This is a genomic window from Bacillus cereus group sp. N31, from assembly GCF_016483245.1.
In the GTDB taxonomy this organism is placed as follows: Bacteria; Bacillota; Bacilli; order Bacillales; family Bacillaceae_G; genus Bacillus_A; species Bacillus_A toyonensis.
The window spans coordinates 18,484-35,434 of record NZ_JAEHCH010000033.1 but is presented as its reverse complement, the minus strand read 5'-3'; the positions used below and the strand labels follow the sequence as shown (position 1 = coordinate 35,434).

Sequence of the window (16,951 nt, the reverse complement as noted above, 5' to 3'; positions counted from 1 at the left end):
GTTTTTGTAAGATAATAAATAAAAGGCCTTTTGAAAAAAATTGATTAAAGCATTTTTCTCTTTTAGTTAAAAGTATAACAGATAGGCTCTTATGCTATTACACATAAGAGCCTATCTGACTAGTATTATTAACAACTATTTTTATAAAAGTCTGTCATACTAAATAAAAGATATCTCTACAATTATTCTGGGAAAATGAAGCTAGATTTCCCTTCACTATTAGCTGAATCCTCTTTTGGGAATGTAATAGTAGATCCTTCATTTCCCTTATTTCCATTATTTATTTCTTGTTCCTCAGGAAATACAATGGAAGAATCATTACTTAAGTTTGGTGAAAAACCAAGTTTAGATAAAATGGCTTTTAAGTCAGGTAACACACCAATTTTATCGGTAGTTGGATCATTAGATTTCGTTCCAGTACTAGAATCACTTAAAATATCCCTTAGCTGGCTTGGTGTATATACTTTCCCCTGATTATTTTTTGCGATCCCTTGAATTGATGCAGCAGCACCAGCAATAATAGGTGATGCACTAGACGTTCCGCTAAAGCTAGATGTATATAGATTTGTCATAAATTCACTTGGTTTTGCATCTGTTGTGTCTACTGCATTTCCCCACCCATAAACATCCACTCTACTACCGTAATTAGAGAAATATGAACGTTTATGAGGGACCCTTGCAGAAGCTGCCCCAACCATAATTGCCCCTGAATCTTTAAAATCAGGACTATTACGATTTAAAACTTGTTTACCATTACGGTCTCTAAATTGATCCAAATCATTTCCGCCGTTTGCACCTGCTTCAATGATAATAATTCCCTTATTTGCTCCTATACGTATTGCATCAAATATATCTGGTTTTACTTCTACAGGAAGATAGTTCTTATCTCCATATCCATCGTATGTTGCTTGGGCTTCTAATAAAAGGATATCTCCAGCTTGCATATTGTTAACTGCACTTAATATAGCATCTGCTGTATTATATCTACCGTTATCTCTAATCTGAGATACAACTTTCACCTTAGCTTTTGGTGCAATCCCAATTCCGCCTATGTTATTATCTTCTGCCGAAACAATCCCTAAGACTGAAGTACCGTGATCATGGTGTTCACTCTTATTCTGTCCTGATATCAATTCGATTTTCTGATTCACTAAATCTTCATGAGTAAATAACCAGCCATACTCCATATCTACAAAAGTGGTTCCTTTTCCATCTCCACCTTTTATACTCCAGGCATAAGGTGCATTGATTCCTAATGGTGCTGGTTCAAGGTAACCTTGCCTTGTAAGTCTAGGCTCATCATATGGATTAACAGATAAATTTGGTAAACTCTCTTCTGGTGGTGCTTCTTCTTCCTGTAGATATGCCGTTTCAACAAGAGATGATTTCTCAAATTTTACAAGTAATGCTTGTACATCGATATTACCTTGGGTTTCTACAATATAATAATTTAGCAAATTAGAAGAAATATGATCAGAGTCTTTTATTTCTTCACCTAAATTTTTAATTTCTGTAGGGTTTAAAGAACTAAAAAGTCGATTTATAGTTATATTTGGGTATTCAGCTAAAATTTTAATTAATTCAGGGTCTTGTTTTTCTTCTTTAATAAATTTTTCTATCCCATCCTGATATGGTAAATTTACTTCATTTTTAAATTTCAAAATTAATTGTTTAGTAACTTGCTTATGTACAGTAGAATTCAATTGCTTATTTGAATAATTGTAAGTAGCTGCGTAGGCAACTTCTGACTTTTCACTTGGAAGTATACCACCTACCCCATTAAATGCTGTTAACGCAATTGAAGAAACTAGAATTCCCTTAAAAATTTTCAAAATGTGCACCTCTTTTAATTTATATATGATTATAAAAAAATGTATATTACCTAACTTCTTTTCTTATACAAACGTCTTAAATGTAGGCTTATATTTTCAACTCCATTCATTGTTTAATAATTGCTTATACATCACTAATACAACTAATTCATGTCATCAAATCTATTAATTCAGTTACTTAGCTGTAACTATTATAGTTACAACAATAGTGAATAGTCAACCTAATTTTTTATGCAATTTCGCATTTTAAAAAATACATACTTCTATTAACTTACTCCTAATTATCTTAAGAGAAGTTGAGCTTCTATCATTTTAAGTACTTGCATATATATAATAAAAAGCATATAAGGGGGATGGAAACGTGGTAATTTCAAGACAAGATTCCTGGACTAACGATAACGATTTACTTCTCGCAACAATAGTGCTTCAAAATATTCGTAACGGTGGAACACAGTTAGCTGCATTTAAAGAAGCGGCTAAACCATTGGCCAGAACTCCTGCTGCTTGCGGATTTCGTTGGAACTCTTACTTGCGAAAACAATACGAAGAAGAAATACAACAGGCAAAACAAAATCGAAAAGTGGAAAATAACATTTCTCCCTCCCAACAAAAAAAAGAAACAAACTCTTTATCTATTACATTAGATGACATTATTTCATTTCTACAAAATTATAAAGAAATGGATGAATTGACAACTTTACAAAATCAAATTGAATATTTAGAAGCAGAGAATCACTCTCTTTCGCAACGTTTAGCTATGTATGAAGAAGAGTATAGTATGTTACTTAATCATATCGATAAGACAAGAAATTTAATTGTAGCCAATTAAATTTAGAAATAGATTAACTTTTATTATTTTTAAACCGTAGTATTAGTTAAAAATAAAATTTGATTTATAGGCAAGTCTAAAGAGCATTTTTTGAAAATAAGATCGATAAAAACCCTTATTAACATAAAAATTAATAGGGGTTTTTATCGATTATTTCTATCAATAATCAGACTTTGTTATAAATTATCACAAAGTATTTTAAAGCAATAATTACTTTACCTTGTGATAATCTTCCACTCTTATTAAGAGTTAGTAAATCAAATAAATTTTCCACTTTAAATTCACTTAATCCGTATAATAGGTATATACATTATTTTATTACTGTTTTTTCATCTCTTCCATTTCTTGTTGCCATGTAGCACCAACACCTCCTGATGGCGTATTCCAACGGTCCTCTTGTCGTTTAATACGTTCCAGGTCTGCATCACTCGGCTTAAATTCTTCTACTTCCTTACGTTGTTGTTCAACTTCGTTATTATTAGGTTTATGGTTGGTAGTAACTTCTTCGGGCTTATCATTGGCTTCAACATTCTTACCTTCGTTCATTTGAGACTTGTGATTATTTGACTTACTCTTATTAGATTGCACGCTTACGTTTTTCTCTTCAGCCCAACGATTATTTTTGACATCCCATCCGACAGGAATAACTGAATACATTTCCTTATCTTGGCCAACATAATCCGTACCAAATAACTTACCGTCCTTAAATTGAACTTGTATCACCGCTTCTGGCGCCTCATAAATATATTCAATTAATTCAGTATCAAACTTCTTCGTTTTAAATGCACTTGTCGCATTACGGTGTAATGCCTTAACTACTTCTTCATATGGCATACCATGTTCAAGTGCTTCAAAGTAATCGACAGGCATTGTAGAACTACTTTCATCTAATGGAAGCTGATACTGCACAATATCAACTTTATCCTCATTTTTTTCCGTATCAATCGCTTTGTTTTCGTTATCCCTTGGCACATTATCATTCAGCTTTTCCGCGTCCTTTAATTCATCACGCTTTGTTTCATCTACCTTCTTATCGGCTTGCGCGTCCTTCTTCACTTCTTGCTCACTCTTAAGCGTTTCTTTCTTGGTAGAGGCGTTCTCCTGACCACACCCCACTAATAAACTTGACAACAATAATCCTAATACTAGATATCTTTTCATGTCCATTCTCCCTGTTTGCGCTATATTTATACAATAACATTAGCATATTTACCTTATTTACCTTATATTACCTTATCCCCTTCGTAATATTATAACAATATATTAAAATATAAAACAATTTAATTCTCTATTATGCTATCTATTACGAGATATCTTACGAGTTTAATTCTGTCAATCATGCTACGGCTTTCTAACACTTCTTTTGCACACTTTCTTCTTCCCCCCGAGATGCACCTCTAGTGAAAATAAATGAACAAAATTTCGTTAACCTGGTATGTATAGGTACTTATACAAATCAATCATTAATACGTTCACAGCATTGACCAGTCAGACATTTCAGTTCACCCCAATATTCATCCTAGCATGCGTTTCTCATTGTAAATAAAAAAACGGCGAATCCTCCATGTAAGAGAATTCGCCATCACAAGTAACTAATTATTTCATATCTATTTTTTCTTTTACTTTCGTTGGGAGCTCGTATCTCTTCACTTCCTCCCAAACTTTCCTAAGTAGTATACACGTAGGGATGCTTCTTTACGAAGATTCAAGTTGTACCGCTTGTATCATTTCACTGTTTACAAAATACAGTTAGGATCAAAATGCTTCCACTTGAACAACTTTTTTTGTTTCCATACCAATTACAAGCCTTTGTAGAGTAACAGTATCGGTATGTCCAAGTTTAAGAATTTTTTTGCACCAAAACCCACAACTATATTTGGTTCAACTGTTCCCATCACTACCATATCTTTATCAGTGATTATCTTCACCGTTTGATCTTAAATTATACTTTTTTCATAATATATGCAGAAGAAATATAACCTACTAGTTTTTGATCTGCAGTTTTAACTGGATACCATACAAACTGATTACTACTATCTACAGATTCATCATATGCAGCGTTTCCTTGAATAATCAAGTTCGTATTTTTACTTAACGGTTTCCCACTTGAAGCGGAAGTAGGTTTAGATCTTAAATTTACTCCATCTCTTGTTACAAGGACTTGATCACCTGTTTTTAGGTGATAGATAGAAGAATGTGGATTTGTTAGTACGTACTCCTTCTTTTTAAATACAATATTTTTACTCGTGTTAGGATCATATTCGAAATCAGCTGTACTGAAAGGAAACTGCCCCAATTTTGTATCATTTAAAAAACTGTATTGTTCTAGAATAGAAAACACTTTTTCTTGGTAAGCATTTAAATTTTTTTGACCGGTAGCTTTATACAAAGGACTGTTTGCAGGTTTTGTTCCATTATAAGCCATAACGGAGAAGTACCAGTTTTCGATTACTTCTGGTCCAGCAGCTTTTACCTTAGGTAGATCTGTTCGCTGATACATGCTACGAAGAACTTTAACACCTGCTTCAATATTATAATTAATATCATATTTTAACTTTTGTTGATCGAACTGAGGTTGATTGGTAATTTGCATAATCCCAATTCCACCATCTTGTGCTATGATTGGCTGGCCGTTTCCATTAAATTGTTTCCATCCACTTTCTTGTGTAGCTACAGCTTTTACAACTTCAGGAGGAACATTTTCTTTTAATGCTGCGTTCGTTAGTAGGCAATTTATGTGCTGACGAGAGGGATTTTGGTTAGGCTTAATTTCACCATATGGCTCACACGTAGATGCAGCAGAAACATCTTCATAGGACCAACAAAATATCATGAAGCAAGCCAATATCCCTACTCTTAGTAATTGTACTTTCATTCTAGTATTCTCCAATCTATTTAATAATTTATAGTTATACACATTTTACCATAATATATTGCTAATATTCTATATTTTAAGAACCCATAGGGTCAATCACGAGAGTCGTAATGGGACACCACGGTCTTGCACTTCAGCGATAGCAGAAATGGACTTCGCCTTTGGTAGCAAGAATCCTACTAACGTTGGTCAACTTGCCTCTTTAGGGATAGGAGTTTTACTTTAAATAATGCATTCTAAGACACTACTCTTCTTCTAAAATAGCGTAATAATATTCATCCCACCATTCATTCCCATGTGGTATACACTTCCTAAAATAGCCTTCTCTTCTCATTCCAATCTTCTCCATCACTCGATAAGATGGGATATTTTGTGGCTGACATGTAGCGATAATCCTATGTAATTTCATTTCCTTAAAGCCATATTTCAATGTAGCTTGTGCTGCTTCAGAAGCATATCCTTTATTGAAGTATTTTGGATTGAACACCCAACCAATCTCATAAGTATGCTCACCAAAATATTTATGAAATACTATATGACCAATCAGGATATCTTCATCTATTAATACCACAGGAAAGTTCTTAGCGTTTTTACCAATGTTTTCATTCACAAAGTTCCTTGTATCTTCTTCAGTAAAAACCCCTTCAGGTATGTATTTCATAACATTGATATCTGATGTATACTCATGGACAGCTTGCCAATCTTTGAACTCAAATTTCCGTACTAATAATCTTTCTGCTTTTACAAACATGTACTTTTCCCCCCTCAAAAAATTGCAATTATATTTTAAATCCATATATAATCCTTAAAACAAAAAGAACCTGTAGGAATCTCTACAAGTTCTTTTTAGTTTAAGATGAATATACGGGGCAAACAAACTATCTTACAGATTCATCATAGAAACTACAGGGGTAATGCTTTGACAAATACATTATATAACAAATAGTAACATCCACAGATTTTAATTTTGAAAATTATGTGAATTAAGAACGATAGTAACTTTTTTCTTAACTATTATTAATTTCATTTACTACTAACTTCTTTTTACTTAAATAAACTGCTCGATCTGATATTTTTGCAACTTCTTGTGAATGCGTAACAACAATTACACATTTATTCTCTTGATGGGCGAGCTCCTGAAACAGCTCAATAATCTCTTTCGCTGTTTCTCCATCAAGGTTTCCTGTTGGTTCATCAGCGATTAGTAAATCGACATTACAAGAAAGTGCTCGAGCAATTGCTACACGTTGTTGTTGCCCGCCACTTAATTGCAAGACATTTCGTTTTGCTTCTACTTCTGTGAGCCCTACCTTTTCTAATAATTCTAATGCTCTTGCTTTTTTATTTTGTACCTTCACACCTGTAATTTCCATTGCCGTTAATACATTCTGAAGAGCAGTCATATAGGTAATCAAATTATAAGATTGGAAAATTACAGATACATGTTGATTACGGTATCGATCCAAGCCAATTTTTCTAATATCCTTGCCGTTATACAGTACATAACCATTTTTAGGTATATCCAGCCCACAACCTAAGCTAAGAGTTGTAGTTTTACCAGATCCAGATGGCCCTAAAATCGTGTAGAAATGCCCTTTTTGAAAAGAAAAATTCACATTATCTAGTATCGTTACCTTTTTTCCGTTACTTTCATAATAATAATCTAAGTTTTTAAATTGTAAAATTGTCTCCATATCGAGCCTCCTTATTCATCTTTTAAAAGAATTTGTTTTGGATTTAAGCGTAGAATAGATAATGCTGGAAGAAGCGTTGCTAATATAGCAATAGTCAGTCCAATCCCCCCCATTTTCCCTAAATCCTCTCCTGTTACACTTACATCAATTTTATCTATTGGTTCTTCATTTTGGTTTTGTGGAGTACCACCAGCTCCAACCATCATTACACTACCATGTTGTGAATTGTCTTTTTCTTCGCTTGCTGTAGCAATTTCACTCGAAAGTAAGTTATCCCCTACGAATTGAGAAACTTTAGCTCCTGTTGTTAGGGATAATCCAAATGCTAAAATAGCAATACATGCTACTTCTACTACGAACTGCGCCATCAGTTTCCATTTTTTCTCTCCAATAGATAATAAGATCCCCATTTCCTTACGACGTGCTTTAATCGATAACATAATGATTAATCCTAAAATAATCGCACCTGCAATAGATACCATATAGATAATCATTTGAGACGTAGAAGCGATATTTTCTATAGGGCCAATCATTTGCTTGTACATTGAATCATGTGCATCTAACTTAAAATAATTAAAATCAATATCAGATTTTTTTGCTTCTTTTTTAAATGCATCAATATACTGTGGATCGTTCAGTAAGTACACGACCTGAATGCTACTCATACCTTCATCTGTTTCTAATTTCTTTAAAGTAGAGTGAGGCATATATAGTTTATTAGCTGGATTCATCATAGGAGGGGGGTTTTGACCCATTGGTTGCTCATTCGTTTCATAAATACCAATAATTTCAACTTCAAGAGTTTCCTTCTTATCCCCTGATTGAATTTTAACCTTATCTCCCACTTTCAAATTATTTTGTTCCGCTAATCGTTTTTCCATTAAAGTTACATTCTGATCTTGCATCTTTTCTGTAATTGGTTTCCCATCAATGATTTTACTTTTTCCATTTTTAAAACTTTCTTGTAATAAAGTCTTGCGAACTCCTTCTATCATAAGAGAAGAATTCATATCTATTTCTGAACCTGAACCTGATCCTCCAACCATTGCAACGCTACCTTTTCCTTTTCCTTCATCTTCTCCTTCTGAAGCTCCTACTAATTTAAATCCATCCGCAATTCCGAAATTATGGGTTATATAATTATAGTCTTTAACATATTTGGACTTCGCTAATTGATCTGTTTCTTTTGTATTGAGCTGCGGCGGATTAGGCGCTTCTCCAGTTTCCCTTGCTTGTTTTCCTAATTTATCAAAATCAAGACCTAAAGTAACATCAGCACCCAGTTTTTTTCTTGCTGAATCAGCAGCTTTTTTTGATGCATTCTGGATTGCAAATCCTGCCAGCACTAAGTTTGTAACAATCAGAAAGACCGCCATCAAAATTAATGATGTTCCTATTCTTTTTTTCATACTGAGAATTGCACGTTTTATAAAATTCATTTTTCCTAACCTCCTTGATAGTTGTAATTCTAAATACACTATCTGGAGTTTATATGAAGATATTCAGTAGATTATCTAAAGATATTAGGGCTTATCTGGAGTGCATATGTAGTGATTCGTTAATATAGTCAAGAAAAACTGGAACACAAATTAAAATACGTAATCGATTTTGAAAATTGGTAGAGAGCCAGTTCATTAATGTGGAGTGAGGACGAATGGAATGATCGTACATATAAAACTAGTAAAATAGAAAAAACCACCGAAAGGTGGCTGTTAAGTGGTACGTGTTTGTTCCATTAATTTCACGGTTTTTGTTAGTTTTTCACCATTTCGATAAACTGTTACTTTAATTGTATCCCCCAATTTTTTCTTTTCATATAAATATTTACGGAATTGAACGACATTTTCTATTTTTTGTCCATCTAATGCAATCACAACATCATATTGTTGCAATCCACCTTTTTCTGCTGGTGATTGATTTGAGATATTCCCCAACACGGCACCATTTGATATCTCTTTTGGTAATTTTAATTGATTACGTGCAGAATCTGTCATTTTCTCCACATCTAATAACTGTACACCCATCATCGGACGCTTAACTGTTCCATCTTTCTCAAGAGACTCTAGGATCGTTTTGGCTATATGAATCGGAATTGCAAATCCAATTCCTTCAACAGCTTGTTGTGCAATTTTACTCGAATTAATTCCAATGACTTCACCCCGTTCATTAAACAAAGCTCCTCCACTATTCCCAGGATTAATAGCTGCATCTGTTTGAATTACCTGTGCTTGCCAATCCACTTGTTGATTTCCGAGGGTACTAACAGGTATTTCTCGTTCCTTGCTACTAATAATCCCCTTTGTTACACTACCTTCTAGCCCCAATGGATTCCCAATGGCTATTACCGTTTCCCCTGTACGAATTTTTTCTGAGTCTCCAAGTGTTGCGACTCTTTTTACATCTGCCCCGTCAATTTCTAATACCGCTAAATCTAATAATGGATCTGTCCCTACTACTTTAGCGGGAACCTTTTTACCATTATTCAATTTCACTTCTACTTTATTCGCACCGTCTATCACATGATTATTTGTAACAATGAAAGCCTTATTGCCGTTTTTTTTATATATGACCCCTGATCCCGAACCAGCTTCTTCTGATTGATCTTGCGTATTAAATGAATCTGCATTTTGTTTATAGTTAATGACACCTACGACAACTTCTTTTGCAGATTCAATCATATTTTGAGGATTGCTCACATCTTCTGGTTTGTAAGAGATCGGCGTAGCCTGATTTACTTCGTTATGCTTAGGAGATTGACCTGCACTTCCTTTGATTTCATTTATATAAGGGGTGGTCAATCCAATGGTAATTGCACCAATCACTGCACCAATTATTCCTGTGAAAAAATACCCTGTTTTTTTATAGGCTTTATTCCTATTGCTTTCTGTTTGATTTGTATCATAGTGTCCCATTGTGAACATCCCTTTCTCCTTTAATTTACAATTGAATATTTTTATCTTGATATTTGAAATACGATGTATGAATGTAATATTTAAGAATCACCATTTCAAAAAAAGAAAATTTTACCTTTGGTCATGGTTTAAACATAAATCAACTGTTTTTTCGTAGGGGTAACATTATATTTGAAATTTCCTATGAATATATGTATGACGATATTCAAACCCACTTCGAGCTTGTCTCTAAAAAAAGAGCCTATTCGGCTCTCAACAAATAGGGTATTCAATGTACAAAGTAGCATGCGTGTTTATACAGGTGTTTTGCAAAAAGTGGAAACAAGGGACAATAAACATCCATTAGCCTATTTATTCTTTTGTTATAAACTTAGATCCTAGCATTCTCGTGAGAATGGATGGTAATAGGTTTGTGTGTAAATAAGAAGGAAGGGATAAAATTTGATAGATTGTGTAAATCGTCAACATCATGTATCATTCCTCTCTATTTGGTACATGTATCATACAAACTTAATCTGTATTCTATATGGAGTTAATCTAGAGTTATAGTAAAGATTTTCAGTACCTAATTATTGAATACAAAAATAGAGAGAATCAATTTGATTCTCCCTATTTTTGTTCACTAGACTTATATAGCTTTCTTTTATTTACACTTGTGTATTTGTTTAAGCACGGTGCTGGTTTCAATTTTTGTTTTTTCTCTTTTATGCGTATATTATTCGAATGAGGGACCATCCACAGTTGTACATCTAATAAAGAAAGAATGATGTTTGCTTCCAGTGACATCTTAATTACCTCCCTCTGTCTCGTTATGTATACAACCTATCTCATGCATCTGGATCTGATTTGAAATACATGTAGTTTTCTTGTGAAGTTTTTATAGTGTTTCTAATACGTCTCCATATCAACTCCAGATTGGAAGGTGATAATGACTACAAGAGGTGATATTATGAAGAACTATCACATTCTGGTGGTAGAAGATGATCAAGAAATACAAGAATTAATCAAACAATTTTTAATGACACAACAGTATAAAGTTATAGTTGCATCAGATGGATTAGAGGGCATGAAACAATTTAATAAGCAATCCTTTGATTTAATTCTTCTAGATGTGATGATGCCAAACCTAAATGGATTTGAAGTTGCCAAAATGATTCGAAGTCAGTCAAATATACCAATTATTATGCTAACTGCGCTAGAAGAAGAACAAGATCAAATGAAAGGATTTGATCTTGGAATCGATGATTATATTACGAAACCTTTTTCTTTTCATGTTTTGATGAGACGAGTCGAAGCAGTACTGAGAAGAAGTAATAATCAAAGTACGGATAATCATTTTGTATTTAAAGAACTACATGTCGATGGCGATGCATATAAAGTATATGTAAATAGGGTTGACGTTCCCTTAACGACAAAAGAATTTGAAATTTTGCAACTACTACTTCAAAATGAAAAAAAGGTACTCACAAGAGAAAATATCGTAGAAAAAATTTGGGGATATGAGTATGCTGGAGACACACGAATGATTGATACGCATATGAAAAACATACGAAAAAAATTAGATATACCCTATATTAAAACAGTAAAGGGCATTGGTTATAAAATCGATGAATAGGATTGTAAAAATCATGAAGATGAAGAGAATTACCTATAAACTCTTTATGACTACATCTCTCATTTTGTTAGCCTTTGCAGCCTTAATTTATGTAACTTTATACTTCTTTCTCCCTAAATTTTATGAGAAATACAAAACAGATCAGCTTCAAACGGGAATCGAAGAAATAATTGATAAATCTAAAGATCTTACGCTTCAAAATGCAACACCACTTGTTGATGAATACGCACAAAAAAATAATGCAATGATATATCTTCAAGATAATGAGGGAAGGCTTATTTATTATCCTTTTCTTAAAAGTACTATTCAGGGGAGTACTGTTCAGGGGAGTATTGTTCAGGGGGGTACTCCAGCAAAAGGTTTTGTTACAACAGTACCAATAAAGGGTTTGGCTCAATCTCGTAATTCATATGAGGCTACCAAGCCAATACAATTCCAAGATGTTAACTTAACGCTTGTGGTGTTCGCAACATTTCAACCGATCGATGAAGCTTCACAGGTCTTGGTACGTTTTCTACCCTATATTAGTATTATTGTACTGGTTATTGGTTTAGGAAGTGCTTATCTCTATTCAAGGTTTATTACTAAACCACTTATTTATATTAATGAAGGTGCACAAAAGATGGCAAACTTGGATTTCTCCGAAAAAATTGAGGTTCGTTCTATGGATGAATTAGGGGAATTGTCCAATAGCTTAAATGATATGTCCATCAATTTACAACAGGCAATTTTTGATTTACAAAAAGCGAATCATCAATTGAAAAGTGATATTGAAAAAGAAAGAGAAATAGAAGCAAAGCGAAGGGAATTCTTTGCTATTGTAGCACATGAATTAAAAACTCCTCTTACTGTTATGAAAGGATACTTAGAAGGGATGATATATAATATCGGCCCTTATCAAAATCGTGACCAATATTTAAAGAAAAATTTCCAAATAATTGAAAATATAGAACAACTGGTTCGCGAAATTTTAAGCATGTCAAAATTAGAACAACATACCTTTAAACTTCAAGTGGAAGAAGTAAATCTTTCCAAATCAATAGATACAATCACAAAAAATCTCGAATTTTTTGCTTCTCAAAAAGGCATTCAAATAATAAAAGAAGTCGATTCTGACATTTTTGTTTATACGGATTATGTTCTTTTAGAAAAAGCTTGTAAAAACATCATTCATAATGCGATTATGTATTCACCGTATAACGAAAAAGTCTATATAAAGTTAACAAAGGATTCTAAACAAAACAACATCCAAATACGAGTTATCAATACAGGTGTCAAAATAAAAGAAGAGGATATACAACATATTTTCAAACCATTTTATCGAATTGAAAAGTCAAGAAATCGAAATACGGGAGGGAGTGGTTTAGGGTTATATATTGTAAAACAAATTTTCGAATCCCTTTTTATCACGTATTCTATGAGTAACACAAAACAAGGCGTAGAATTTTTGATTACCATTCCATTTTCCATAAAATAAATAACAAAAGAGTCTCAATCTTATTTCACCTTATTGAAATAAGATTGAAATTTTTTATATAGGATACCGTCACATCGATAAAAAGACGTTAATTTTTCCAATGATTTCTCAGAAAGAATAACGTCTTTTTTTATTTTAGGGGATATTTTGTATTGTTAGCCTGATAGCTATATTGCGTGACCCCTATTATAAGAATCCTGCATTAGAACATACCAAAAATATATACAAAAAAGAATTATTTAAAGTATAAGTTACATTCTAATATTTTATTGTTGATGATAGTATCATTTTACAGCTTATTTAGAAGGGGCATGTACATTTCGAAGAAGTTCTTCAATATGTTTTATTTTTTCATTTACCTTTGTGGCATATGTGAAATCACCATAACAATATGGATACCTAAAATTATTTTTATTTCCACCACAAGTGTACAACGCTGGATTTTGATCAACTTTCATCTTAGAAAACTTTTTGGCCGAATCTTCCGAGTGTTGTTTAACTTCTTGACTGGCGATAAAATCAATATACCCTGGTCCCATATTATAGCTTTGAATAATTGTCTCCATGCTAACATCTTTTTCCGTTCCATATTTGTACATTTTTGCAAAGTGTTTTACCCCTTGTTTAATGCTCAAGCTTGTCTCTTGAATTTCATTTGGCTTTAATCCCAGTGATTCAGAAGACTGCATAGGGTCGTTTCCCTCACCTCTACTCTCTTGGTACATAATTCCTAATAAAACTGCTGTTTTCTCTCCTAAATTATATTTTTCTAATTCTTTTTTCAAGGTGAGCTCATATTGCAAAACACGTTTTTCGGTTGCGAGCGCTTTATTTTGTTGAATATTGGTTTTATGATTAAGATATAGTATTCCAAGCATTGTTCCTAAACCTAAAATACTAATAAACAATAATATAATAATTCGTATTTTACACGTATTCTTCATATATTCCTCCTCGTATAAGAAATTCTATTTTTCAAAGGTAATTGGTTATTTACAAAATATGTAATGACCATCTATCTCCCGCTCCTTTTTAGACTCAAACATCAATACTTTAAGGTTTATAGTTTAATATAAAAATTTAAAGATAAGGTAAAGATAAGATAAAGATAAGATAAAGGGTATTTTATAGCGTACATTAAAAAGGTATTGATACAAACAGATATGTGGGACAATCTGTTAAGATAAATGGATTTATTAATAATTGAGAGGCTATCGTACAAGTTATTAATTTTGGAGGTATCATTCCAGAAGAAGATTTACCCTATCTTTTTAATATACTTTATATAGAAAACTAAGAGATAAAAAATAATAAAAAACGGCTAACCCTCCACGTAAGAGAATCGGCCGTCACAAATAACTAATTATTTCATACTTGAGATATTATCACCCTTAGCGCTATACAATGAGATATTCGCTTAACCATTGAAAATTATTTAAAGGTTTACTTTTTTCATTTTTTTACTATTTCATAACTTGCTTCAAATTTACCCTTCCGCATTTATTGCCGTCTAACAATCATCATCACACATGACTTAATACATTATTGAAAAGAAACAGTTCTACTCTATGCAGGCTTTCTTTATGATTTTACCGCTAAATTTTTTATAAAATTCTCTATAGAATTCGCCTGGAATACACGGAAATAAGAAGATTGAACGTCGTAATATTTGTCAGTAATGATAAGGATTGAAGGAAAGAATTTAGAAGTTTTCGGTTGCCAAGATTCATTATGCCACTCTTGGCTATGGAAGTATAACTCATATCTATTTATCTTATCTTGCATTATCTTTTTACTGTATACTGACTTTTGAACTTCAATAAAGAATGGCGATCTACGCCATATTGTAAAAGCATCCGGTTCCATATATTCTTTCCCATACTTTGGTTCAACTTCGAAGAGTTTAGGATTTTCATAATGAACGAGTTGTTTGTATATGTCCATAATACCAAGGAAATGAGGAATTTTTTGACTCGTTTTTTTGATAGAGCTGGGTTGTGGAAAATAAATGTATGGGTGCTGCAATACGTTAGCATCAACATGCCCATCTCTTCTTAATCGTTTCATAACTGTATTACAACAAGTTATTGCATTCTTTAATCCTTGAAAATGTAAATAAATAATATCGTCACGAGACATACACCTAAATCGTTTCAAGTCATTCAAAATACCTATATCTCTACTCTTCATCATCTAACACCCCGAATAAAGGCATTTCTTTTGGCAAAGGGTTTTTAGATTTTTTCTCCTCTTTAACCATACGATATGGCTCAATAATTTGTTTCGCTTTACATAGTGACAAGTAAGGTGCTTGCACTTTCTTTAATCCATTTCGTTTAAAAATCATTTGGCCAGATTGCTCTAAATACTCTGAACCAGGAGTACCCATGATATTACTATTAATCACACTATCACATTTAAAGCCAATTCTTACAGTCATATTAAGTTTTAACTTACCATCTAACACCTTGGCATCTGGCCGCTGCATACTAAGCATAAGAAAGACTCCAAGCGACCGCCCGATTGCTGAAATCTTTTCAATTGTAGCCATACACTCTTTTTCATCTTTAAGCATAGCCACTTCATCAATAGCAAGTAGAATATATGGTTTTTGATAATTAGGATTTATTTTGTTGTACGCATCAATATGATCAACTTCATATTCTTCCATAAGTGTTCTTCGTTCTCTGATTTCCTTCCATAACTTTTGAAGCATTATTTTCATTTCGATTTCTTCCATACAAACTTCTTTTACATGCTTCACTCTACGCAAAAAATGAAATTCAGAGTTTTTTAAGTCACCAAGATATAAATGTAACTTTTCAGGAGACATATATTGAATAAGTGTGGATAATATAACACGTACCATACTACTTTTCCCGCTTCCCGTTTCCCCTGCAATTAATAAGTGTGGTGAATTGGAGTCAATCATATCGTACGCAATCATCTTTCCAAATTGGTCCCTGCCGACCACAACAGGTAAACGGTAATCTTTTAATAGTGGTTTCCATTCTTTATAACAATAATTGTACGATTTTAGCCCAGCGTTCGAACGGAATACATGTAAGACAAATTTTTTCACATCACCTTCAATCGTAATATTTCGTCCTAATATTTGCTGGAAACAAAACCACTTCTTTTCAATCTTTTGTGGATCTAATCCGTTTGGTATGGTAAACACATATCTCACACTTTCTGCTGAGGAAGAAACAGTATGTACCTTTGGATAAATAGGTACTTTCCCCCCGCGTGTTTGATGTTCCGTATATAGACCTGCTTTTCCAAATACCTCTATAAGTTGATTCCTTAACCTTTGTGTAAGAAGCCACTTCTTAATCAGTTTCATATACTCCCCCCTAAAACATGATTACGATGCGAATAAATACATATCCAATCAAACAAACTCCACCAATTCGCATGCCGTAATAAATTCCTTCACTTACAAATTTGGCTGCGGATATATAGTCATGTCGTACCAAATATTTTTCTAACATGACTGCCCCGATTAAAACAGTTCCCATTACTCCTAATGCAATGTAAGTGTTGAGTACCTGATCCGACATATGAAGGAATGCGAAAGGACTTAATGTATTGTATTTACGTATTTTCTTTTCTTTCTCTTCATATGACCGATCCTTAAACTCACGAAAAGAAACTGTTTCCTTCCTACCACGCATTTAAATGCCCCCTCTATAAACAGAATGAACAAACTAGATA

Annotated in this window: 15 protein-coding genes and 2 pseudogenes; 4 read left to right on the top strand and 13 right to left on the bottom strand. The window is 33.0% G+C overall.

Going from position 1 to position 16,951, the window contains the following annotated elements; translation table 11 throughout:
* Nucleotides 1-182: 182 nt before the first annotated feature.
* Entirely contained in the window at nt 183-1,832 is a 1,650-nt protein-coding gene (locus JDS81_RS26730) for a S8 family peptidase (RefSeq protein ID WP_097953840.1), read from the bottom strand.
* A gap of 361 nt (nt 1,833-2,193) precedes the next feature.
* Here JDS81_RS26730 and JDS81_RS26725 point away from each other — a divergent pair, with 361 nt between their 5' ends.
* A complete protein-coding gene (locus tag JDS81_RS26725; RefSeq protein WP_016119175.1) occupies nt 2,194-2,661 on the top strand; it encodes an RsfA family transcriptional regulator in 468 nt (155 codons plus the stop codon).
* A 318-nt stretch (nt 2,662-2,979) separates the two neighbouring features.
* Here the strand turns inward: JDS81_RS26725 and JDS81_RS26720 are convergent, their stop codons facing one another.
* From JDS81_RS26720 to JDS81_RS26690, 8 genes and pseudogenes are all read right to left on the bottom strand, one after another.
* Nucleotides 2,980-3,822: a hypothetical protein gene (locus JDS81_RS26720; RefSeq protein ID WP_097953841.1), complete on the bottom strand. Its 843-nt coding sequence runs from the start codon at nt 3,820-3,822 to the stop codon at nt 2,980-2,982.
* 435 nt (nt 3,823-4,257) lie between these two features.
* Nucleotides 4,258-4,367, bottom strand: a pseudogene (locus tag JDS81_RS31215) (YxeA family protein); the annotation flags it as partial.
* Between the two features lie 236 nt (nt 4,368-4,603).
* A complete protein-coding gene (locus tag JDS81_RS26715) occupies nt 4,604-5,536 on the bottom strand; it encodes a transglycosylase SLT domain-containing protein (RefSeq protein WP_097953842.1) in 933 nt (310 codons plus the stop codon).
* A gap of 244 nt (nt 5,537-5,780) precedes the next feature.
* Nucleotides 5,781-6,287 carry a GNAT family N-acetyltransferase gene (locus JDS81_RS26710; protein ID WP_097953843.1) on the bottom strand — a complete coding sequence of 169 codons (507 nt, stop codon included), beginning with the start codon at nt 6,285-6,287 and terminating at the stop codon, nt 5,781-5,783.
* 256 nt (nt 6,288-6,543) lie between these two features.
* The gene (locus JDS81_RS26705; protein WP_000447838.1) at nt 6,544-7,230 is read right to left on the bottom strand and encodes an ABC transporter ATP-binding protein; all 687 of its coding nucleotides are present in this window, start codon (nt 7,228-7,230) and stop codon (nt 6,544-6,546) included.
* A gap of 11 nt (nt 7,231-7,241) precedes the next feature.
* Nucleotides 7,242-8,669, bottom strand: coding sequence for an ABC transporter permease (locus JDS81_RS26700; protein WP_097953844.1), 1,428 nt, complete (start codon nt 8,667-8,669; stop codon nt 7,242-7,244).
* A 273-nt stretch (nt 8,670-8,942) separates the two neighbouring features.
* Nucleotides 8,943-10,151 carry a S1C family serine protease gene (locus tag JDS81_RS26695; RefSeq protein ID WP_097953845.1) on the bottom strand — a complete coding sequence of 403 codons (1,209 nt, stop codon included), beginning with the start codon at nt 10,149-10,151 and terminating at the stop codon, nt 8,943-8,945.
* Nucleotides 10,152-10,751: 600 nt separating this feature from the next.
* Nucleotides 10,752-10,928: a hypothetical protein gene (locus JDS81_RS26690; protein ID WP_000050962.1), complete on the bottom strand. Its 177-nt coding sequence runs from the start codon at nt 10,926-10,928 to the stop codon at nt 10,752-10,754.
* Between the two features lie 163 nt (nt 10,929-11,091).
* Here JDS81_RS26690 and JDS81_RS26685 point away from each other — a divergent pair, with 163 nt between their 5' ends.
* On the top strand, nt 11,092-11,757 hold the full coding sequence (locus tag JDS81_RS26685) for a response regulator transcription factor (protein WP_000800732.1): 666 nt from the start codon (nt 11,092-11,094) through the stop codon (nt 11,755-11,757).
* Nucleotides 11,758-11,770: 13 nt separating this feature from the next.
* Nucleotides 11,771-13,234 carry a sensor histidine kinase gene (locus tag JDS81_RS26680; protein WP_097953866.1) on the top strand — a complete coding sequence of 488 codons (1,464 nt, stop codon included), beginning with the start codon at nt 11,771-11,773 and terminating at the stop codon, nt 13,232-13,234.
* 296 nt (nt 13,235-13,530) lie between these two features.
* Here JDS81_RS26680 and JDS81_RS26675 read toward each other — a convergent pair whose 3' ends face one another.
* Nucleotides 13,531-14,178 (bottom strand): lysozyme family protein, encoded by a 648-nt coding sequence (locus tag JDS81_RS26675; RefSeq protein ID WP_097953846.1) that lies wholly within the window; start codon nt 14,176-14,178, stop codon nt 13,531-13,533.
* Nucleotides 14,179-14,402: 224 nt separating this feature from the next.
* Between JDS81_RS26675 and JDS81_RS30610 the strand changes: the two are divergent.
* A pseudogene (locus tag JDS81_RS30610) lies at nt 14,403-14,519 on the top strand (vancomycin resistance histidine kinase VanS); the annotation flags it as partial.
* A 296-nt stretch (nt 14,520-14,815) separates the two neighbouring features.
* Here JDS81_RS30610 and JDS81_RS26670 read toward each other — a convergent pair.
* From JDS81_RS26670 to JDS81_RS26660, 3 genes are read right to left on the bottom strand one after another with little or no spacing between them, the layout of a single operon-like run.
* Nucleotides 14,816-15,373 carry a replication-relaxation family protein gene (locus JDS81_RS26670; protein WP_097953867.1) on the bottom strand — a complete coding sequence of 186 codons (558 nt, stop codon included), beginning with the start codon at nt 15,371-15,373 and terminating at the stop codon, nt 14,816-14,818.
* A 40-nt stretch (nt 15,374-15,413) separates the two neighbouring features.
* Nucleotides 15,414-16,580 carry an FtsK/SpoIIIE domain-containing protein gene (locus tag JDS81_RS26665; protein ID WP_097953847.1) on the bottom strand — a complete coding sequence of 389 codons (1,167 nt, stop codon included), beginning with the start codon at nt 16,578-16,580 and terminating at the stop codon, nt 15,414-15,416.
* 10 nt (nt 16,581-16,590) lie between these two features.
* Nucleotides 16,591-16,911: a hypothetical protein gene (locus JDS81_RS26660; RefSeq protein WP_097953848.1), complete on the bottom strand. Its 321-nt coding sequence runs from the start codon at nt 16,909-16,911 to the stop codon at nt 16,591-16,593.
* Between the last annotated feature and the right edge of the window lie 40 nt (nt 16,912-16,951).